We start from the raw sequence: 19,100 nt of genomic DNA on the forward strand, positions 1-19,100 counted from the left end.
AGGGAGCGGCCCGCGATTGACACGCAGCGCTGTGCGCTCAGGAGGACTTGCGGCCGCCCTTGAGCTTGGCGACCCGGTCCCCGAAGCCCCACGCCGTGACGCGCCACAGCGCCTCGACGAGGATGTCCTTGCTCATCTTGGAGTCGCCCAGCTCACGCTCGACGAAGGTGATCGGCACCTCGACCACGTGGTAGCCGGCCTTGACGGCGCGCCGGGCCAGGTCGACCTGGAAGCAGTACCCCTGGGAGGCGACCTCACTGAGGCCGAGCCCTTCGAGGGTCTCGCGGCGGAAGGCACGGTAGCCGCCCGTGATGTCGCGCAGCGGCAGGCTGAGGGCGAGACGCGAGTAGAGGCTTCCGCCGCGGGAGATGAACTCACGGGACTTGGGCCAGTTGACCACCCGGCCGCCCGGCACCCAGCGGGAGCCGAGCACCAGGTCGGCGCTCCCCAGCGCCGTCAGCAGACGCGGCAGCTCCTCCGGCTGGTGCGAGCCGTCGGCGTCCATCTCGACCAGGACGCCGTAGCCGTTCTCAAGGCCCCACCGGAAGCCGGCGAGGTAGGCGGCGCCCAGGCCCTCCTTGCCCTTGCGGTGCAGCACCTGGACGTGGTCGTCGTCGGCCGCCAGTTCGTCCGCGAGCTTCCCCGTGCCGTCGGGGCTGTTGTCGTCGGCCACGAGCACGTGCGCCTCGGGCACGGCGGACCGCACCCGGCCGACGATCGTCTTGATGTTCTCCGCCTCGTTATAGGTCGGAATGATCACCAAGGCGGTGCCGAGCGGGCCGAACTGCCTCCCCTGGGCTCCTGCCGTGCGGGTCGCGTCGCCGTCGTTCACTACTGCCCCTTCAGGTCCGTTCGCAGAGGTCCACCCTAGTGGCCCCAATCTGCGCCGACGTGTCCGGAGGTTCGTACAGGGGTGTCGATTAGGCAAGAGTCGAGTAAGAGTGCCCGTCTTCTTGTTCCGCGTCCCGGCGGTACGGGCAAGATCCTGGGCCCTGATCCGCATCGAGCCCGCCGCGCCCTGCCACCGCGGCCGGACTGCGGATCGGGCCCGGCGCCCTTCGGGCCGACCAGGGACCCGCTGGCTGCGGGTCGACCAAAAGCCGTTGTCTACTGAGCGTCCGGGCCCCACCCGGGTCGCACCCTCCCAACCGGCCGGAACGTTGCCCTCGCCGTGGCGCGGGCGCTGAGCCTGGCTCCCAGCGGCGGCGCGCCGGTATGGCGCACCACCCTGACCCAGCGGCGCTGCGGCGACTGCGCGGAGGTTCTCCGGTCGGACGTCCGGTGGTGGACCCGGCCGAACCTACCCGCCCCCTGCGGCTGGCTGTCAACAGCCCTCCGGCCTGCGGTTTTTCAACAGGTGGCCTGGTCAGGCCCGAGGATTCCCAGGTCGCGCGACAGCGCCGCGGGGGCTTGTCGCACGCGCGCCACCCCGGGAGATCACTCGCCCGGACGCATGAACACCGTCCGGCCGCCCACCACCGTGCGCAGGCAGACGGGGAGAGTGGCGCCCGGGGTCAGATCGGGCAGCCCGGGGGTGCCGGAACGGGGGTCCGTGGACCAGCGCGCCACCCGGTCGTCGGGGGCCTGGACGATCAGCGCGTCGGTGCGCCACACCGCGTAGTCCGCGGGTGCGCCCGGAACGAGTACACCCGCGTCATCCCGCCCGATCGCGCGCCAGCCGCCGCGCGTGTGCGCGGTGAAGGCCGCACGCACGGAGACCCGGTGCTCGGGGGTGCGATGGAAGGCCGCCGCGCGCACCGTGCCCCACGGGTCCAGCGGGGTGACGGGGCTGTCGGACCCGAAGGCGAGCGGAACGCCGGCGCGCAGCAGCGCCGCGAACGGGTTCAGGGAGCGGGCCCGTCCTGTTCCCAGGCGCTGGGCGTACATGCCGTCGTCACCGCCCCACAGCGCGTCGAAGGCGGGCTGCACGGAGGCGGTGAGGCCGAGTTCGGCGAAGCCGGCGATGGTCCCGGGCGTGAGCATCTCGGCGTGCTCGATCCGGTGCCGGGCCGCGCGGACGCGGGCGAGGCCGACCTTCTCGGCCGCGGCGCGCACGCCCTCGACCACGGTGGTGACGGCGGCGTCGCCGATCGCGTGGAAGCCGGCCTGCAGCCCGGCCTCGGTGCACGCGACGACATGCCCGGCGACGGCGTCGGCGTCCAGGTAGCCCGCGCCGGTGTGGGCGGCGTCGGCGTAGGGCTGGTGCAGGCAGGCGGTGTGCGAGCCGATGGAGCCGTCCACGAACAGATCGCCGGCCGCTCCGGCCGCGCCCAGCTCACGCGCCCTGGTGACGCCCTCGTCGCCGTCCTGGGCCCAGTAGCCGGTCACCCGGGGCCCGGGCTCCTCGGCGGCCAGCCGCAGCAGTCCGGTGAAGTCGTCCTCCGAGGAGATCTGCGGGCCCGCGCACTCATGGACCGAGCCGATGCCGAGCGAGACGGCGTGCGCGAGGGCGGCTCGCTGGGCCTCGGCGCGCTGAGCGGGGGTGACGGCGGCGAGCGCGGCGGCGCGTACGGCGTGGTGGGCGTCGCGGGTGAGCGGCTCCCCGTCGGTGAATCCGGCCCTGTCGCGCACGCCCGGCGCGAGATCCAGCAGGGCCGTGCTCACGGCGGCCGAGTGCACGTCGATCCGGCTGAGATAGAGCGGACGACCGCCGGCGGCCTCGTCCAGCTCGTCCCGCCGGGGGGCACGGCCCTCGGGCCAGCGGGCCGAGTCCCAGCCGTGGCCGAGCAGCACGCGGTCGGCGGGACGGGCGGCGGCGAAGTCACGGACGAGCGCGAGGGCGGCTGCCAGGGAGGGCGCGCCGGACAGGTCGAGTCCCGTGAGCGCGAGGCCCGTGGCGGTGGTGTGCACGTGCGCGTCGGTGAACGCCGGGGTGACGAGCGCGCCGTCCAGGTCCACGATCTCGTCCACACCGTCCGCGAAGGCGTCCGCGGCGCCCTCGGAGCCGACCCAGGCGACCTGTCCTCGTTCGACGACCATGGCCGTCGCGAAGGGATCGGCGGGGCTGTGGACTTCTCCTCGGCGCAGCAGAACGGTCTGCGGCGGGGCGGTGCGCTCGTTCATGGGAACAGTCTCGCGCCTCACCGGGCCCGCCCCGCACGCAGGTCGCTCAGATGCGCGGCGGTCGCGCCTCGTACGGCGTGGACAGCACGACCGTCGTGCGGGTCGAGACACCCGCGAGCGACCTCAGGCGCGCCAGCAGCTCCTCCAGTTCATGGGGTGTCGCGACACGGACCTTGAGGATGTAGTTCTCGTCGCCCGCCACGCTGTGGCATGCCTCGATCTCCGGAACACCGGCGAGGCGTTCGGCGATGTCGTCGGGGGCACTGGGGTCGAACGGTTTCACGGAGATGAAGGCGGTCATCGGCAGCCCGACTGCCTCCGGGTCGACGACCGCGGCATATCCGCGGATGACACCGCGCTGCTCCAGCCGACGCACCCGCTGGTGCACGGCCGACGTGGACAGGCCCGTGGCCTTGCCCAGGTCGGTGTAGCTCATCCGCCCGTCTTTGACGAGCAGTTGCACGATCTGTCGGTCCAGCTCCTCCATGGCGCTAGAACCTACAGTGCGCCGGTTCCCCGCGGATACCTCGGCCGCGCAGGTCACACCCGGTTTGTGATGTCCCGGGAAGAGGTTTGTGCGCCGTCCGCGGGCCGGACCGCGGCATCCGGCATCTGCGGAGGGCGTGTGACGAACGACACAGGGCGCCACCGGCCTTCGTGACGTCCTCGTGATTACCGCCGGGACGAGGCGGGAAGTGCTTGCTGTGGTCGAGGCCACAGCGCCCGGCCGGCCCAGTCCGAGGGGGAGAATCCATGCAGAGTCCGAAGCGCCCTGGCCGAATCGCGTCCAAACGGCAGCAGGCCCCGGAGCCCGAGCCGGAGGGCGTCGAACCCGCCGACGACGAGTTCGACGAGTACGACACCTTCGAGATGTACCGCGTGATCTGCCCGGACTGCGCTCAGCCCATCGCGCTTCTCGCGGACGAGGACGTACTGCCCGAGCACGCGCTGTGCGCCTCGCCGTGGGACCCGTTCGGTCTCACGGTCTGCCCCGGTACGGGCCAGGCGGCGTCCGACGCCCTGCCCGCGGACGCGTCGGCCACGCCCCAGGAGCAGGACACCGCGCTGCTGCTGACGCTGCCTCTGGGGCTCGACTGGCGGACGCAGCCCTTCTCCCACGTCGGCGGCCCGGGCTCGCGCCCGGTGCGGATGCCGGCGATGCGGCACCAGGCCGCGTGACCGGCTGACGGCACGGTCCGCCGGAGCGTCCCCGCCGATACGCCGTACACCTGTTTCGCCGGTCCGGCCGCTGCCGGTACGCCAGGCGCCGGTTCCGCCGGTCCGACCTGCGCCGGTACGCCCGGAACCCGCAGGAGTGAGGCCGGGAATTCCACGCGAGGAACGCGCTCCGTGCCCCGTACGGGCCCCGGGGGAACTCACTCTCGATTGACCGGACCGGTGACCTGTGCGCGGGCCAGGGCGTTGCCCTGGTATGACTCCCATTGCTCCCATGTACGGAGCGGCCGAACGGCCGAGACGGGTGTTCGTCCCGGCGCCCACGGGAACACCCGCGCCGCCACGGGTCCCGGACCCGCCCATCTACCGCGCCCTGATGCGCACCTGGGCCGATGACGGGCGCACCCTGCCCGGACGCCACGACCCGGAATGGGTACGCCTCGCGGCACCCCCGACCGGCCTGGACCGGCTCTCGGGGGGCTGAATCGCGTCCGGACGGAGTCCGGGTCAGCGCGTCTCGGGGCCGGCGAGGTGGCGGGCGATGACCATCCGCTGGATCTGGTTCGTGCCCTCGACGATCTGCAGCACCTTGGCCTCCCGCATATAGCGCTCGACGGCGAAGTCGGCGGTGTATCCGTACCCGCCGAGCACCTGGACGGCGTCGGTGGTGACCTTCATCGCCGTGTCGGTGCAGTGCAGCTTGGCCATGGCGGCCTGCTTGGCGAACGGCCGGCCGGCGTCCCGCAGACGCGCCGCTGCCAGATACAGCGCCCGGCCCGCCTCGATCTGCGTCGCCATGTCGGCGAGCATGAAGCGCAGTCCCTGGAAGTCCGCGATCGGCCGCCCGAACTGCCGCCGCTGCGTGGCGTAGGCGATGGCCTCGTCGAGCGCCGCTTGGGCCACGCCGATGGCGCAGGCGGCGATGCCGAGCCGCCCCGAGTCCAGCGCGGACAGGGCGATCGCGAAGCCCTGGCCCTCCTCGCCGAGCCGTCGGGCGTCGGCGACCCGGACGCCGTCGAAGTGGACCTGCGCGGTGGGCGAGCCCTTCATGCCCATCTTCTTCTCGGGCGCCGCTCCGCTGAGCCCCTCGCTGTCACCCGGGACCAGGAAGGCGCTGATCCCGCGCGGGCCGTCCTCGCCGGTGCGCGCCATCACGGTGTAGAAGTCGGCGATCCCGCCGTGGGTGATCCACGCCTTGGTGCCGCTGATCAGCCAGTCGTCGCCCTCGCGTGCGGCCCTGGTGCGCAGGGACGCCGCGTCCGACCCGGAGGACGCCTCGGACAGGCAGTAGGCGCCCAGCAGGCCGCCGCCGAGCATCGCGGGCAGATGCTCGGCCTGCTGCTGTTTGGTGCCGTAGTGCGCGAGGGCGTGGCAGGCCAGGGTGTGGACGCTGACCCCGAGGCCCACGGTGAGGCGTGCCGCGGCCAGTTCCTCGAGAACCTGGAGGTAGACCTCGTACGGCTGGTCGCCGCCGCCGTAGTCGGAGTCGTAGGGCAGGCCGAGCAGCCCGGACTCGGAGAGCAGTCGGAAGACGTCGCGCGGGAAGTGTCCGGCGTCCTCCTCCTCGGCCGCTTTCGGGGCGATCTCGTTCTGCGCGATGTCACGTACGAGCGAGATCAGATCCCGGGCCTCGTCCGTGGGCAGTTGACGGTCCACCGGCTGCGGGGCGCGGTCGGGCATGGCGACGCTCTCCTCCCTTTCGGGGAATCGGCGCACGCCTCCTTGGGTGGGGTGGCGCCGCCGGGTCTCACTTGGTCTCGCCGATGCTCGCCGCACCGGGTCTCGGAAGCGGCTGACCAGCGAATGTAGCGCTTGGAGTATGCCCGATCGGAGGCACCGAGTCACCAGTTAACGACCGCTTACTTCAGGAAAGCCGCGATCACGTCGGGCCGAGCCGCACCGCTGACCGGCCGTACCGGCCCACGAATGTGCGCCGGCCCTCGGCGGTCAGGCATCCCGGCGGGCCGCAGGCGGGGCCGCGTAGGCGGGCTCGAGCTCCTCGATCGCCCGGAGGGTGCCGCCCAGCATCTTCACCAGCAGCGCACGCATGGCATGCCGGCTCAGCTCAGGACGGGCGATCCAGTCCAGCGTCGCGCCTTCCACGCTGCAGACCCAGCCGATCAGGCCCATGCGCGCGAGCGGGGCGATGTCCCTGCGGCCGTACGCACCCTCGGCGATGGTGGCGACGATCGCCTCGCGCACCTCGTCCCGGATGGCGTGCACCTGGGCGTCGAAGCCCACACCGCCGCTGACGATCGTGCGGTAGGCGGCCTGATGACTCTCGGCATAGCGGAGATAGCGGTCGATGGTGCGGTGTACGCGCTCCGCGGGCGGAAGCTCGAGACCGCCGGCCGCGCTGGTGATGAGACCGGCCATCGAATCCTCGACAATCGCGAGGTAATAGCCGCGCTTCGAGGCGAAGTAGTAGTAGATCAGTCCCTTGGCCACATGGGCGTGGCGCGCGATGTCGTCCATCGACAAGGCGTCGTACGACGTGTCGGCGAATAACTTCCGCCCGATGGCGATGAGTTCGGCACGGCGCGCCAGGGAGCGACCGGTACCGCGTGCGGCACCCCGCTGCTGACTGATACTCAAATTTCGGCCCAGGTCTCCAACTTCCGGCGGGATGTCCGCAGTATCGCAGAAGCGGGCCAGCAGGATGTTCGATTCCGGGGGAACCGGTCCCGTACGGCCGGGAACAGGTCGGCCGCCTTCCGGAATCGGCAAGTCGGCCGGGAATGCCGGGGCCGTTTCAGATCACAGCAGCCCGAGCTGGGTGACGAGCATCGCGAGGACCACCACGAGGGCCCAGCCCGCGATGTGTTCGGACAACGGCGTTCCGTCGCCCTTCGGTCCGCCCGTACGGGCACGGAGGCGGGCGGCGGTGGCTGAGGTGGCGGTCATGGCATCTCGCTGGTCTCGGACTGTTCGGTGGACTCCCCCCGCCGTTGTGTCCACCTTGCCACCGGAATGCGCCTGTGCGGCCGAGAGCTTGGTCACATGCCAGGACCCGCGGTCAGCGGATGCCCACCGCCGCCGGTGCCGCCGCCTGCCGCGTGGTGGGCCGGGCGGGGAAGTACAGACCGCTGTCGCGCCAGTGGCTCTCTATGGTCTCCAGCTCCGTCTTCAGGCCGGCCTTGCCTGCCATGATTCCGGGGGGCGCGTTTCGGCACAGGGCCAGAATGTACCGGCGGTCGTGGTTGAAGGCCCGCCAGGCCAGCTGCCGTGACTGGTCAGCACCCGGATCAGAGGACCGGCTCACTGTGGTGACCGCGCCGCTGTACTCGCCGGTTCGCCGCCTACAAGACTGCTCCGATCCGCCATTTCGAGTGCTCAGTCACAGGACTACGGCCGCTTTCGGTCAGTCCCGCGAATCACTCGTGCTCTGCGGCGCGGACGCCGGTAGTCCGGTTGCGGGGCATCGAGGACAGAGTAGCCTGAATGCGACCAAGGCCGCCTGATCCAGGAGGTAAGCGATGTTTCTCCGACTGCTGCGACGTCGTACGCCGCCCGGGCTTGTTCTTCTCGGCAACGGCCGTCTGATCCGGGGCTTCAGCGGCGGCTTCTACGACGGTCACGGTTACCAGAGCTGACGCCGTCCAGAAGCCGAACCGGGCCCCGCAGAGTCGCTGCGGCAAGCCGACCTTGGAGGGTGTGCGGTGACAGACGACCCCGATGGCCTGGCAGCCATGACGCGGATCCTGTCACCGCACTGCCGTGTCACCAGAATGTCCAGCGGAGCGCTGATCGCGGATTGGAAGCGGACGCGATTTCTCGGAATGGCGACGGCAGATATCCAGAAGTTCGCTGAGGGAAGCTCAGAGGAACGGACCGCGCTTGTCGCCGGTCTCATCCGTGCCGGGTGTGCGACGGCCCGCCGAAAGGAGCATTCGGACCTCGAGGTAGGGCTCTGGCTGCGCGGTATTCACCTGCTGATCCGGACCTTGGGATTCGGGCGCGTCCTTCGGCTCCTGTCCTTGGCCGCCCCGGGTTACGCCCGTGCGGAACCTGCCTCCGCGGAGGGTGTCACTCGGCTGAAACGAGCAGTGCAATCACACAGCCGCAGAAGCTGGTTCGTCAACGACGACTGCAAGGCGGAGGCCGTGACGGCTTTCGTCCTGCTGAGGCGGCTCGGCCTGAAGGCCGTGCTCCATGTCGGTGTACGCGAGCACCCGTTCGCCTTGCACGCCTGGACATCTTCGGGCGGCTTGTGCGTCCCTGACGCCGATCCCCGCGGGCATGCGTTCACTCCGGTTCTGTCGATCGACGGCGGAGGGCAGTGACGTGGAGGCACTCCGCCTTGAGTGGGCGGGGCGCGCTCCGAAGCTTTCGGCAGCCGGGGCCATGGCACAGCAGGGACTCGTGACGACGGTTTCCTCACGGGTCGGAACCGCGGTGGTCGTCGGCTGGGTCGGCTCGGTCCGTGACCGCGTGGCGGGCGCGCGCGGACTCCTCGACGCCTTCGGTCGGCCGGGAGCCGCACCGCGTCTGCCGACCGGCGACTATGCGGCTGTCCTGGTGTGCCGCGACCGCATCCTGCTCATGCGGGACGAGCAGGCACGCATGCCCCTGTTCTTCAAAGAGTCCGGTGGCCGTGTGAGCGCGGTGAGTACCTCGGCGCGCCACCTGGGCGGCGGAGCAGAGCTGGCACGTCGTTACTTCTGTCGATACTTGACCGGGAACATGGCTCAACCGCACTCCGAACTCACCCCTTTCACCGGGGTACACCGGGTACTGGGCGGCGAGGTGGTGGAACTATCGATCACAGGGCAGATGCGCGGCCGGGTGCTGCGACGCGTCCGTCAGGGTGACGACCCGTCGGTACCGCCGGCAGAGAGCCTCGACCTCAGCGGCGCAGCGAAGGACCTGCGGCTCGCGCTGGAGAACGCCGTCGGGCGCCGTATGGGCAGGATGACGGCGTGCCACGTCTCCGGCGGCACCGACTCCACCAGCATCGCGTTGCTCGCGGCACGTCTGCTGACCGTGAGACAGGGCCACCCCGGGGACCTTGTCCTGCTCGCCGGGCGCTTCAAAAAGGGAGAACTCGCCGGCGAGCAACCGTACCTCGACGAGGCGATGGAGGAGATCCGCCGTCATGCACCCGCGGCCCGCCCGGTGATCATCGAAGTCGATGACGTGGCCGACTTCGACGACTTCCAGCACCACGCGGGTGACCAGGACGAGCCTCATGCGCATGCATTCCGCGCCCCGTTCTGGAGCAGACTTCATGCCGCTGCGGCGGAACTGGGCTGTGACACACTCATGACCGGCTGCGGGGCCGATCCCATCGCGGACGCCAACCCGCTTCACCTGCACAGGCTGGCCCGCACAGGACAGCTCCGGCAGCTGATGAGGCAGGCACGCGCCTGGGCCGCGGGCAGCGAGCGGGGTCTGTGGGACGTCGTCTCCGCCTACGTAGTGCGGCCGGCTCTTCCGCTGGCTGCTGAACGGGGCACAGCGCTCTTCCACCAGCGCGGAACGGTGCTCGGCGGCCTCGGCAACTTCGCCCGCCCCCGATGGCTACGATCCGGATTCGCCGGGGCTCACGGCTACCGTGAAGCCAGCATCGCGGAGAGCCGCTTCGTATTCGGGCGCAAGCCCGAACAGTCGGTCTACGACGCGGCCAATTACATCGCCGCTCCCGACCCGCTGTCCTGGAGCCGCGCACGACAGGACGGATTCTTCCTCTCGCACCCCTTCCTCGACCCGGAGGTCATCGCCACGATGCGCCGCCTCCCCGCCGAAGCGACGTTTCAACCGGGCCGCCCGAAGGCGGTCCTGCGCGACGCCATGGCAGATCTGCTCCCGCCCCGGATCCTCGGCCGAGCGGTCAAGATTCCCTTCAACGAGCTCTACGCCCGCGGCCTGCGCATACACGGCGACGAACTCATCGACCTCTGCCGCTCCGCGCGGCACCCCCTGATTGCGGAAATGTTCGACGTCGAGACGCTGTGCCGGGCAGTGAAGGAGGCACAGTTGGGGATAGGGGACTCATACTCCTGGGATCGTTTGAACAGCTCTCTCGCCGTGGTGGTGTGGCTGGAACGATTGGACCAGCGTTCCTGTGCGCTCGGTGCACCTGTGTCGGTCATCGCGGGGTCTTGATGTCCCACAGTATCCGATCGATCGGGCCCATTTCGACGTCGACAATACCGTACCGGCTCACCGACTCCGGCTGGGTGCCTTCCTCGCCGTATCGCGCAATGACTGACGCCACGCTTGCGCCATGCGTGCCGAAATTCCAGTAGACAGTGACGTAGCGGGGGTCCCTCGTAAGCGCGTCGATGGCATTGTTTTCGGACACCCTGCCGCGGTAGACGACGGCGTCGTCGTTGTTTCTCGTTTCCCACTTCGGCACCTTGCCGCCAGCCCAAGAGTAACCTTCCAAGTTGAACAACGTCAGGCCGAGTCGATCCTTGCGCGCGAAGCTGGCCGAGGCATAGAAGGCCACCTGGTCGTAGGGCGTGTCGATGGGCATCTGAACAACCACTCGGGTGGCGAAGGCGTCGTTTGCGTCGATCCACACTCCGTAGGGCATCACTGGTTGCGCGGTCACCAACTCGCCGGACTCGTGGATCTCCCTGCGGGAGAGCGGGTTTTTCTCCACGGACTTGTTCCACTGCTCGGCATCAGCTCGCCACTGCTGGCGGAGCCGGTCCTTCGTGCTCAGAGGCACCCGTTCTCCCATGGTGTGGATTTCGCTGCCGAGCACATAGAAAGCCACATCGCTGTGGTTCTCGAGCCTGACGTCGACCGGCACAGCGAATGCCTTGTGGTCCTGCCTCAGCACAGGTTCCTCCATGGTCAACTTGATGAGAGGCTGGGTATCGCGCAGGGATGGCTGGTAGAGGCTCTGGTAGCCGAAATTGGCTACCGCGATAACCGAGGTGACAATCACTGCCGCGGCAACCCGCTTCGGAGCGGGGATCTCGACCGATGTCCGCCACACGGCGAAGACAGCCCATGCCGAACCCACCGCGAGCAGACCGAACGCCACCTTAAAGCGGAGCTTATCGCCACTATCACATATCTCGACCAGGAGCATGACGTTGGTCAAGAATGCCGCGCTCGCGCCGATCAGGGCGACCACTCCGGAGTAAACGAAGCTGTTCCAGAACCAGTGGTCCACGACCGCGGCAGCGCCCAACAACGTGGCGAACGAGACCACGATGAGGACGGCACCGGTGATGCGGCCCGGAAAGGTCAGGGCCCCCGTGAGGTCTCCGACACCGAAATAAGCCAGCACCGACGTTGTCAGCAAGAAGACCAGCAGGATCAATACCACGGCCACCCGTGACCGTCTGGTTCTCGTCGGTACCCGTCGTGCCCGCGGGTGCAGGCCGACGCCTGACCTGGGCGGAGGCTTCACGTCATCACTTCCTGACGCCGCAGGCCATGCGCCATGCGCCAGCCGTGCCGACGGTGACCGCGACCGGATACACAGCGAGGTCGGCCGGGAACATGTCCCTCCGGTCGGAACCGGAGTATGCCAACTGGAACCACGGGGTCTCCTTCGACTGTCACTGGGGCACTGCACGGGTGAAGCGCCGTCTGGCGAGCCCTGCCGACCTGCCTGCGGCACGTACCTCGCGGTGGCGTCGCGGAGCATCCGACCCCGCAGCGGACCAGGAGACCTGGTGCTGCGCCGGGACTCGAGCACCATCGTCCGTGGCGAGAATTCGGATCACCATCCGGATGCCTCCGGACGGCCTACACGAATGAGTCCCCCTTGCGGCTTCGGACAGGACGGTTCGCTGTCGTCGATGCCGCGGCGAACGAGGAGCTCGTGCCGGTCCTCGTCGGCGGGGATGAGCTTCCAGCCGTAGGCGCACAAACCCTTCGTTCCGATCACGCAGGCGCGCGGTTCTACTGGGACCGGCCGACTCAGCCCGTGGGTACACCCACCGCGTCCCACTCCTGGAGTACCGCATCGTGGTGCGCGTGCGGCCCGTAGGCCTCGGCAGCGCCCGCCGTCAGCCGTCAGCCGTGCGAAAGACGTGAAGTCGGCGTCGCCTTGGGGTGTGCGTGGCCAACGTGGCCAAGAACTCCCGTTGCACGGCTTGGAGTTGTAGCGCGTGACCGTGGCGTTAGCGGCCCCGTTCGCAGGAGGAGGCTCTGGGCTCACTGGCGCTGCGGCAGCTCACCTGTGCTCCGCCCTCCAGAGCTCGCCTGAGTTCAGGAGCTGAACTGACCGATTTCGATGTCGTCGGCTTGAACCAGGACCCAAAAGTCCGTGGCCAGGCCTTGGATGACATACTCGTAGGGCAGGTATCCGTATCCGGAGTCGCCCCACGTCGTGCCCCACGAGTTGCGGATGATAAGTGCGCCCGTTGTGGTGGATCCGTCAATGGGGTTGGTCACCGCGCGGTTGTCGTCGTAACCGACGGCTACGATCGCGTGCCCGCCGAGGACGTTCTCGTTCTGACTGGGGAAGGGTATGTTGCCACCCAGGGCTTGCTCGATGCTGCTGTAGACCGTGAAGCCGAACATGGTGGGTAGCCCGGAGGCCACTTGGCCCTTGATGTCGGTCAAGAGCGTCTCGGCATCGATACCGGCCGGGTCCAGCCGGTAGTACATCCGTGCCCGGTAGTCTCCCGCGAACGAGTAGCAGAACGCCGGCGGTTCGACATCGAACTGTGTGATGTCGTACGGCCAGAACTTCTCGGGCGGGGCACCGAAGAGTGCGAGCGAGCCCATCGTGGAGCGCAGAGTCGCGCCGGTGTCGCCCTGCTGCTGCCGGAAGTCGCGCGTCGCCTTGTAAATGAAGAGGCGGGACGCGGGTATGTAGGAGCTCGAGGTCTGAAGCTCGAAGTATTCGATAACCCCGGAGGCCGCGTTCGCGGTGCACGAACCAAGCTGTCCTTGGTTGACGATGGGCGAGCACTTCGGCCTGAGATCAGCGGTACCGGGCAGTGTGTTCATTGTGTGTGCCAACACTCCTGTCGCGCCCAGGAACTTGGCCACCTGTGGTTTCTCTTTGGTGTAGTCGCGGATGTCAGGGTGATCGCGTATCCACCCCAGACCACCTACCGGGCCATTGCTTTGAGCGTTCACTGCAAATCTCCCTCCGCGTGGAGTTTGGTGATCTATCGATCCGGCGGCGGACTTCCCCTCATGCGGTCCTGCCCCGGCTGTCCCGCCTGTCCCGGGCCCGGGTTCCCCTGCTGCCGGCCCTCCCGGCCTTTCTCGCCATCGCCGTTAACATTCCCCAACGCCTGTTGGGCGACCACGCTTTGAGCGGTATTGGAAACGGCCTTGATTCCGAAGTACGCCGTAGTTATCGCGGTGACAGCGGTGAAGGCGCTCGTGAGGAGCGCAACGGCCTGATTACTGTCGCTTTTCACCAACTTGATACCAAAAATTGCGGCGGCCACGATGACGCCGTCGCTTCCCCAAACAGCCAGGAGACCTGCCATGGACCGGACTTCCTCAGTCAGATCCCCTTGCTTCCGGGAGCGAAGCAACGCAACGATAAGTGCGAGAACCGCCAAGGCCAGGGCTGCAGCGATCAAGATCCAGACGGTACTGTCGGGCGTGGCGGCTTTGGTGCTGGCGATCGTTTCGGCAATTTGTGCGCTCGTCGACCGTCCGCACATGAGAGCACCTACCAGGCAGAGGTTACTTTTAATCAGCATGCTTCCAGGTAGGGCACTTTGCAACATTTGACAACCAACTCAAGCAGTATGGACCGGCGACGCCCCTATCGTTGGTCGGTCAACTTTCCAGTGCAGCAACAGTTGAACATGCCGGCCCCTGACGAGGGGCAGGGTAACGACTGCCCCTCCGCCAACAAATAGCGGCGAGTCACGGTGAATCGACGGTGGGTGTGCGGGGCGGATCCCTGTACGCGTTGGCGGCGAGCGAGCCCACTACAACTGACGTCAAACGATGACGCCAAACGACCAAACGACCCCGCCTGTGATCACTCCGGGCAGGGATCCCTGGACCTTGGGTCAGTGAGCACGTCAAGCTCGTGTCTCCCTTTTCCACCGCAGCTGGACGCGACGTCGCCGGACGACAAGCGGCGGCAGGGGCGGGGAGAAGCACAAGTAGCACTCCCGCGGTCCGACGCGACCGCGCCCCGTCAGGCAAGGAGTTCGGCAACAGGCCGGCGAGGTGGGGGCGCGTCGCAGGGTCGCGTCGGGGGGAGGACGGCTTTCACGCACTGCGGCATACCTTCGCCCCGGTACAACTGACGCGCGTGAGCCGATCGTGGCAGTCTCCAAGTGGCTGGGCCACGCGGATCCGTCGATCACACTCCGGATCTACGCGCACATGATGCCCGAGGCGGATGGCCGGGGCCGTTCAGCGATGCAGAACTGGTTCGAGGGCTCCTCGTAGCAGATCTCCCCAGATTCTCCCCAGACAAAGTAGATCAAGGAAAAGTGCGGGCCTTCCCGGGGTACGGGAGGGCCGTTCACTTGCCCGTCAGCGCACCCCTACAGAGGCCAGTGCAGCTTGCTGAGCTGGGGAAAGCCGGGCGGGGAAGTACAGGTAGCAGACGCCGCCGGTGCCGGAGACGACCTTGCCCGCGGCGTTGTGCCGTTTGGTCCGCAGCCAGATGTTCTCCCACTCGCGCCGCCTGTAGACGCGGCGTACCGCCCGGTCGTCGGGCGCGGCCGGATCATTGGCGATCACATCGCCGTCGGCGGTGAATCCGATCACGGCCATCAGATGGCCCGAGGTGCCGTAACCGGCGCCCGTCAGCTCCTCCTTGAGGAAGGACTGCGACGTCATGGCCGGGATGCCCGCCGCGATCAGCGTCTCCAGGTCCGTGAGTGAGGACAGCCGGGTGACCACGCCCTGGAGGTCCTTGTACGTCGCGGCGTAGGCGGCGTTGAAAGGCCAGTTGCCGCAGCCCTGGTACTGGTGGTCGTAGGTGGAGCGGGCCGCGAGGTCGACCTGCGGGTCGGCGTAGGACGGGTCGACCCAGGACAACTGCTGCGGGGTGGGTTTCCGGCCCCAGTACTCGATGATCATCTGCGAGGAGGTGGGACTGCACCAGGCCTCACCGCCGTTGTCGTACTGCGGGTACTGGCCCTTGTGGATCTCCTGCGAGTAGCGCGGGACGACCAGCTCATGGGCGAGGGAGGGCGTGGAGGCGGGGACGCCGAAGCGGTCGGGGACGGCGGAGCCCATGGCGCCCAGCCGCCATACGGTGGGGGTGAGCCCGGTGCCCGGCTTGCGGTACAGGGTCAGCCGCAGGCGGTACGCGGCCAGGCGCAGACCGGAGGAGGGGTCGGTGAGGGCGAAGGTGTCCGTCGAGATGCTGCTCCTGCCGTCCGTCTGGCCGTCGACGGAGGTCCGTTTGATGTCCTGGTCACCTGCTGCCCAGCGGCCCATCACGTACCACGGGGTATTGACGCCGTCCGTGTAGGTGCCCCGGAGTTCGACCTGGAGCCAGGTACCGGCCGGGGTGCTCGCGTTCCAGGAGGCGACGGCCTCGGTGGAGGGCACGGACAGCACATGGACCGGTGAGGTCCAGGTGGCGTAGTCCCAGATGGCGGTCTTGCCGGTGTGCGGATCCGTGTAGCGGGTACGGCCCGCCGGGGCGGCGATCACCACTCCCGGGCGCAGGCCGGACACGGCGGCGGCACCCTGCGCGGTGCCGCCGCGCCAGTCGGAGTACGAGGTCCAGGCTCGGTAGTCCACGAGTCTCGGGGTTGCTTTCGTCGGCCGAGTGGCCGGTACGGCCGCGGCGGCGGGGCCCACCGTGCCTACTGTCGCGGCGGCGGGGCCCACGGACGCGGCCGTCGCCGCGATGGCGACCGCCGCCGCGAGGACGGTTCTGCGGGAGGGCTCTGAAGCTCTGGTCATCGGCGGGTGACCCCCAGGGTGTCCTGTGGCAGCGGTCCGGACGCACGGCGTGCGCCCACTATCGCCGGGACCCGGGTGCCGCTGCCAGCACTTCGGCCCTCGTGCCGCCCACCGCTCTCGGCCTCGATCACCGACGTGACCTGCGCCGACGCGACTCCGGAGGGCTCGAACACCACGGGGTGCGGCCCGGCGCCCGACCGGGTGACGTGTCCGCCCGGAGGGGCGCTTCGCCGGGCGCCGCCGGGCCAGGGCGTGCGGGCGGGGGGGGAGCCCCGCCGTACCCGGCACGCCGAAGCCTCGGCACCGTTCAGACGAGGTCCATCGCGGCGACCTCGTCGGGGCTGCCGTAGCTGACCGGTCCCCGGAATCGGCGCCGTGCGGTGGCGAACCACCACAGTGTGGCGACGACCAGAACGGCCGCGAGGGCGATCGGCGCGTAGTTGAACGTTTCGGCTGTGATCGGGGACGCCTGCGGGAGCATGAACAGCACGCTGCTGAGCAGGACCCAGGCGACGGCGACCACACCCACGGGCGTGCTCCACCGACCGAGGTGCCAGGGACCGGGCCGGAACTCGGATCCGAGCCTGAGCCTGAGGAAGATCGGCACGGCATAGGCGAGGAAGAGCCCCACGACGTTCACGCTCACGATCGCCGTGAAGGCGGTGTGGGACCACCAGGCGGGCACCACCAGGGCGAGCGAACAGGCGACGGCGAGCCAGACGGCCTTGACCGGCGTACGGGTGCGCGGCGAGACCGAATGCCACCAGCGGGAGCCGGGCATCGCGCCGTCCCGGGAGAAGGCGAAGATCTGCCGTGTGTTGCTGGTCAGATTGGCCAGTCCGCAAAAGAGCATGGCGCCGATGACGATCAGCAGCAGCACCTTCGCGGCGCCCGTGCCGACACCGTCGATGAGGATCTGCACCGGCGGCGCCGAGGAGGCCACCACCTTCGAGTAGTCACCAATGCTGTAGACGAGCGCGAGCATCAGGACCAGTCCGGTGACCGCCGAGTAGCCGATGGACCGCATGATGCCCCGAGGCGCGTTGACCGTCGCCCGCACCGTCTCCTCGGACATATGGAAGCTGCCGTCGAAGCCGGTGAAGGTCCAGCTGGTCACGAGCAGGCCGAGCAGGCCTCCGTACAGCCCGCTGGTGAAGCCGGTGTTGTTCACGAAGTGCGTCACGAACGAGACCGGCCGGTGCCCGCTCGGCACGATCACGAGCGCGCCGACGATCACGACGAGCCCGATCAGCAGCCACCACACGGAGATCCGGTTGAGGACGGCGACGAGCCGCACCGTGTAGGTGTTGGCCAGCCCCTGCACCACGATGATCAGCGCGGTGATCAGTACGGTCTGGTGCGTGGTCGGGTTGTAGGAGGACCACTGCAGCGCCAGGAACGCCTGGATGAACGTGGCCGCGGCGTATCCGGTGGCCGCGGTGCCGCCGATCTGCCCGACGAAGTTGAGCCAGCCCGTGTACCAGGACCAGGCACCTCTGTGACGTTTGGCGAGCTTTCCCGCGGAGAAATACAGGGCCCCGCTCGTCGGATAGGCGGAGGCCACCTCCGCCATCGCGGCGCCGATGAAAAGCACCATGACGGAGACGCCGATCCAGCCGAAGACGAGAACGCGCGGGCCCCCCGCGTTCATCCCGAATCCGAACGAGGAGAAGATCCCGGAGAGAATGTTGATGATGGTGAAGGAAATGGCGAAGTTGTCGAATGCCTGGAATCGGCGGGTGAGTTTCCGTGGATATCCCATGGCGTGGAGCGTCGCGTCGTCGTCGATCGTGACGGGATCCTGGCCCGCCCGCCGTCTCGTACGGGGCGCGGATTTCCGTTCCTGCGCGGTTTTCCGTTCTTCCACAACGGGACCTTTCTCTGCTGGGATGGGACCGGACAGGGGGTGGAGGTGTCAGGCGGCGCCGCTGGGTACGGGAAGTCCGCACAGGCGGCGGGCGCGGGAGAGCTGTTCCACGGGATCGCCGAAGACGCTCCAGGGCATGCGCGAGGCGTAGGGCCCCATGGCCATGAGGACGGCACGCGCCTCGAACGACTGCTCGGCCATGACCAGCGCGTGCGCGAGATACGCCAGGTCCAGCACGGGCGTGAAGCGGTAGCCGGCGACTTCGGGCAGCCAGGAGCGGTAGATCGACAGCGCGGTGGAGCGCCACTGTGGCTGCTCCCAGACGCGGTCGGCGAGCAGCTGGGAGGGGTTGTAGCTCTCGACGAGCGCGACCAGGGGGAGCAACCGCAGCGAAGAGGTCGCGGGAGCCCGCTGGCCGAGGAAGGCGGCGACGTCCCACGCGGCGTTCACCGAGCCGCCGTTGCGCGTGAAGAAGTAGGCCAGAAAACGATGGTGGCCCTCGCGGTGAGCGGGATCGAGACGCAGGATGTGCGAGAACAGCTGCCAGGGGCCGGGAGGTGCAGTGAGCAGTCCCCGCGGGGCGGGTTCGCGGATCTCCTGCAGCCGCGTCAGGGCCAGCCTGGCCACCCAGGGGGTGGGGTCTTGGGGCGCCATGTCGGTGGCGCGCCGGCACGCGCCGAGCGCGATGCGCTCGAGTGCGCGGGCCCGGGGATCCTCGCCGTCGGCCGCGCGCAGTGCCCGCAGGACGGCGACGCGCGCCCAGATCAGCGTGGACTCGGGACCGGGCTCCTCGGCCAGCCAGCGTTCGGCCAGATCGGAGTCGGCGGCCACGGAGGCGAGCACCAGCGAGCGGTGGGCGCGCAGCCCGGGGTCGTCATGTGTCTCGGCGAGCAGCCCGTACGCACCCAGATAGCGCCCGGCCCGCACCTCCACACACACGCTCGCCAGTTCGCGGTCGTCGGCCGCCGGATGCCACACATACTGCCCCTGGAATAACCCCGCGGCCATACTCCCCTGTCCATCCCCGTTCGACGCCTCGCAGTCGCGCACCTGGCACCCTACTCAGCAACGGGCTTAACCGGAACGGCGATTCTCAAATGTTGGCCGGTCATCGCATCCGCGATCGGCGGCGGCGAAAAGCGGGCGCCGCCGATGATTGATGAGTGAACAGTTCAAT

At 68.8% G+C, this 19,100-nt stretch carries 18 protein-coding genes; 5 read left to right on the top strand and 13 right to left on the bottom strand.

From position 1 onward, the window contains the following. Positions 1-37 precede the first annotated feature (37 nt). From ABZ845_RS10525 to ABZ845_RS10535, 3 genes are all read right to left on the bottom strand, one after another. Positions 38-832 (bottom strand): polyprenol monophosphomannose synthase, encoded by a 795-nt coding sequence (locus tag ABZ845_RS10525; protein ID WP_360975919.1) that lies wholly within the window; start codon positions 830-832, stop codon positions 38-40. 605 nt (positions 833-1,437) lie between these two features. Next, positions 1,438-3,063, bottom strand: a complete 1,626-nt coding sequence (locus ABZ845_RS10530) for an amidohydrolase (RefSeq protein ID WP_360975922.1) — start codon at positions 3,061-3,063, stop codon at positions 1,438-1,440. 46 nt (positions 3,064-3,109) lie between these two features. After that, positions 3,110-3,550, bottom strand: a complete 441-nt coding sequence (locus ABZ845_RS10535) for an Lrp/AsnC family transcriptional regulator (RefSeq protein WP_030677853.1) — start codon at positions 3,548-3,550, stop codon at positions 3,110-3,112. Positions 3,551-3,816: 266 nt separating this feature from the next. Here ABZ845_RS10535 and ABZ845_RS10540 point away from each other — a divergent pair, with 266 nt between their 5' ends. After that, positions 3,817-4,242 carry a hypothetical protein gene (locus tag ABZ845_RS10540; protein ID WP_360975925.1) on the top strand — a complete coding sequence of 142 codons (426 nt, stop codon included), beginning with the start codon at positions 3,817-3,819 and terminating at the stop codon, positions 4,240-4,242. A gap of 271 nt (positions 4,243-4,513) precedes the next feature. Next, positions 4,514-4,723, top strand: coding sequence for a hypothetical protein (locus tag ABZ845_RS10545; RefSeq protein ID WP_360975928.1), 210 nt, complete (start codon positions 4,514-4,516; stop codon positions 4,721-4,723). 23 nt (positions 4,724-4,746) lie between these two features. Here the strand turns inward: ABZ845_RS10545 and ABZ845_RS10550 are convergent, their stop codons facing one another. From ABZ845_RS10550 to ABZ845_RS10565, 4 genes are all read right to left on the bottom strand, one after another. Beyond that, entirely contained in the window at positions 4,747-5,919 is a 1,173-nt protein-coding gene (locus ABZ845_RS10550) for an acyl-CoA dehydrogenase family protein (RefSeq protein ID WP_360975931.1), read from the bottom strand. 267 nt (positions 5,920-6,186) lie between these two features. Then, complete coding sequence (locus ABZ845_RS10555; RefSeq protein ID WP_360975934.1) at positions 6,187-6,834, bottom strand: TetR/AcrR family transcriptional regulator; 648 nt, start codon at positions 6,832-6,834, stop codon at positions 6,187-6,189. A gap of 162 nt (positions 6,835-6,996) precedes the next feature. After that, positions 6,997-7,143: an SCO1431 family membrane protein gene (locus tag ABZ845_RS10560; RefSeq protein WP_360975937.1), complete on the bottom strand. Its 147-nt coding sequence runs from the start codon at positions 7,141-7,143 to the stop codon at positions 6,997-6,999. A gap of 112 nt (positions 7,144-7,255) precedes the next feature. After that, complete coding sequence (locus ABZ845_RS10565; RefSeq protein ID WP_360975940.1) at positions 7,256-7,387, bottom strand: hypothetical protein; 132 nt, start codon at positions 7,385-7,387, stop codon at positions 7,256-7,258. Between the two features lie 511 nt (positions 7,388-7,898). On the opposite strand from ABZ845_RS10565, the gene ABZ845_RS10570 reads away from it, so the two are divergent. After that, positions 7,899-8,522, top strand: coding sequence for a lasso peptide biosynthesis B2 protein (locus tag ABZ845_RS10570; RefSeq protein WP_360975943.1), 624 nt, complete (start codon positions 7,899-7,901; stop codon positions 8,520-8,522). A gap of 61 nt (positions 8,523-8,583) precedes the next feature. Then, positions 8,584-10,344 (top strand): asparagine synthase-related protein, encoded by a 1,761-nt coding sequence (locus ABZ845_RS10575; RefSeq protein ID WP_360975945.1) that lies wholly within the window; start codon positions 8,584-8,586, stop codon positions 10,342-10,344. Here ABZ845_RS10575 and ABZ845_RS10580 read toward each other — a convergent pair. The 3 genes from ABZ845_RS10580 to ABZ845_RS10590 all read right to left on the bottom strand — a co-directional run bounded on the left by ABZ845_RS10580 (position 10,328) and on the right by ABZ845_RS10590 (position 13,835). Further along, complete coding sequence (locus ABZ845_RS10580; RefSeq protein WP_360975948.1) at positions 10,328-11,530, bottom strand: hypothetical protein; 1,203 nt, start codon at positions 11,528-11,530, stop codon at positions 10,328-10,330. The genes ABZ845_RS10575 and ABZ845_RS10580 overlap by 17 nt on opposite strands. Positions 11,531-12,414: 884 nt before the next feature. Next, positions 12,415-13,293: a C1 family peptidase gene (locus ABZ845_RS10585; RefSeq protein ID WP_360975951.1), complete on the bottom strand. Its 879-nt coding sequence runs from the start codon at positions 13,291-13,293 to the stop codon at positions 12,415-12,417. A 32-nt stretch (positions 13,294-13,325) separates the two neighbouring features. Beyond that, positions 13,326-13,835 carry a hypothetical protein gene (locus ABZ845_RS10590; RefSeq protein ID WP_360975954.1) on the bottom strand — a complete coding sequence of 170 codons (510 nt, stop codon included), beginning with the start codon at positions 13,833-13,835 and terminating at the stop codon, positions 13,326-13,328. A gap of 616 nt (positions 13,836-14,451) precedes the next feature. Here ABZ845_RS10590 and ABZ845_RS10595 point away from each other — a divergent pair. Further along, on the top strand, positions 14,452-14,580 hold the full coding sequence (locus ABZ845_RS10595; protein ID WP_360975957.1) for a hypothetical protein: 129 nt from the start codon (positions 14,452-14,454) through the stop codon (positions 14,578-14,580). An 87-nt stretch (positions 14,581-14,667) separates the two neighbouring features. Here ABZ845_RS10595 and ABZ845_RS10600 read toward each other — a convergent pair whose 3' ends face one another. The 3 genes from ABZ845_RS10600 to ABZ845_RS10610 all read right to left on the bottom strand — a co-directional run bounded on the left by ABZ845_RS10600 (position 14,668) and on the right by ABZ845_RS10610 (position 18,931). Beyond that, entirely contained in the window at positions 14,668-16,056 is a 1,389-nt protein-coding gene (locus ABZ845_RS10600) for a C39 family peptidase (protein WP_360975960.1), read from the bottom strand. A gap of 307 nt (positions 16,057-16,363) precedes the next feature. Beyond that, a complete protein-coding gene (locus tag ABZ845_RS10605; RefSeq protein ID WP_360975963.1) occupies positions 16,364-17,818 on the bottom strand; it encodes an amino acid permease in 1,455 nt (484 codons plus the stop codon). Between the two features lie 153 nt (positions 17,819-17,971). Then, the gene (locus ABZ845_RS10610) at positions 17,972-18,931 is read right to left on the bottom strand and encodes a hypothetical protein (protein ID WP_360975966.1); all 960 of its coding nucleotides are present in this window, start codon (positions 18,929-18,931) and stop codon (positions 17,972-17,974) included. Between the last annotated feature and the right edge of the window lie 169 nt (positions 18,932-19,100).

This window comes from Streptomyces sp. NPDC047022, assembly GCF_040644155.1.
In the GTDB taxonomy this organism is placed as follows: Bacteria; Actinomycetota; Actinomycetes; order Streptomycetales; family Streptomycetaceae; genus Streptomyces.

Coding starts and splice junctions, on each gene's coding strand:
- ABZ845_RS10550 (WP_360975931.1), bottom strand. CDS start 5,919: ATGCCCGACCGCGCCCCGCAGCCGGTGGACCGTCAACTGCCCACGGAC.
- ABZ845_RS10540 (WP_360975925.1), top strand. CDS start 3,817: ATGCAGAGTCCGAAGCGCCCTGGCCGAATCGCGTCCAAACGGCAGCAG.
- ABZ845_RS10565 (WP_360975940.1), bottom strand. CDS start 7,387: ATGGCAGGCAAGGCCGGCCTGAAGACGGAGCTGGAGACCATAGAGAGC.
- ABZ845_RS10530 (WP_360975922.1), bottom strand. CDS start 3,063: ATGAACGAGCGCACCGCCCCGCCGCAGACCGTTCTGCTGCGCCGAGGA.
- ABZ845_RS10605 (WP_360975963.1), bottom strand. CDS start 17,818: ATGGGATATCCACGGAAACTCACCCGCCGATTCCAGGCATTCGACAAC.
- ABZ845_RS10590 (WP_360975954.1), bottom strand. CDS start 13,835: ATGTGCGGACGGTCGACGAGCGCACAAATTGCCGAAACGATCGCCAGC.
- ABZ845_RS10560 (WP_360975937.1), bottom strand. CDS start 7,143: ATGACCGCCACCTCAGCCACCGCCGCCCGCCTCCGTGCCCGTACGGGC.
- ABZ845_RS10575 (WP_360975945.1), top strand. CDS start 8,584: ATGGCACAGCAGGGACTCGTGACGACGGTTTCCTCACGGGTCGGAACC.
- ABZ845_RS10600 (WP_360975960.1), bottom strand. CDS start 16,056: ATGACCAGAGCTTCAGAGCCCTCCCGCAGAACCGTCCTCGCGGCGGCG.
- ABZ845_RS10610 (WP_360975966.1), bottom strand. CDS start 18,931: ATGGCCGCGGGGTTATTCCAGGGGCAGTATGTGTGGCATCCGGCGGCC.
- ABZ845_RS10545 (WP_360975928.1), top strand. CDS start 4,514: ATGTACGGAGCGGCCGAACGGCCGAGACGGGTGTTCGTCCCGGCGCCC.
- ABZ845_RS10535 (WP_030677853.1), bottom strand. CDS start 3,550: ATGGAGGAGCTGGACCGACAGATCGTGCAACTGCTCGTCAAAGACGGG.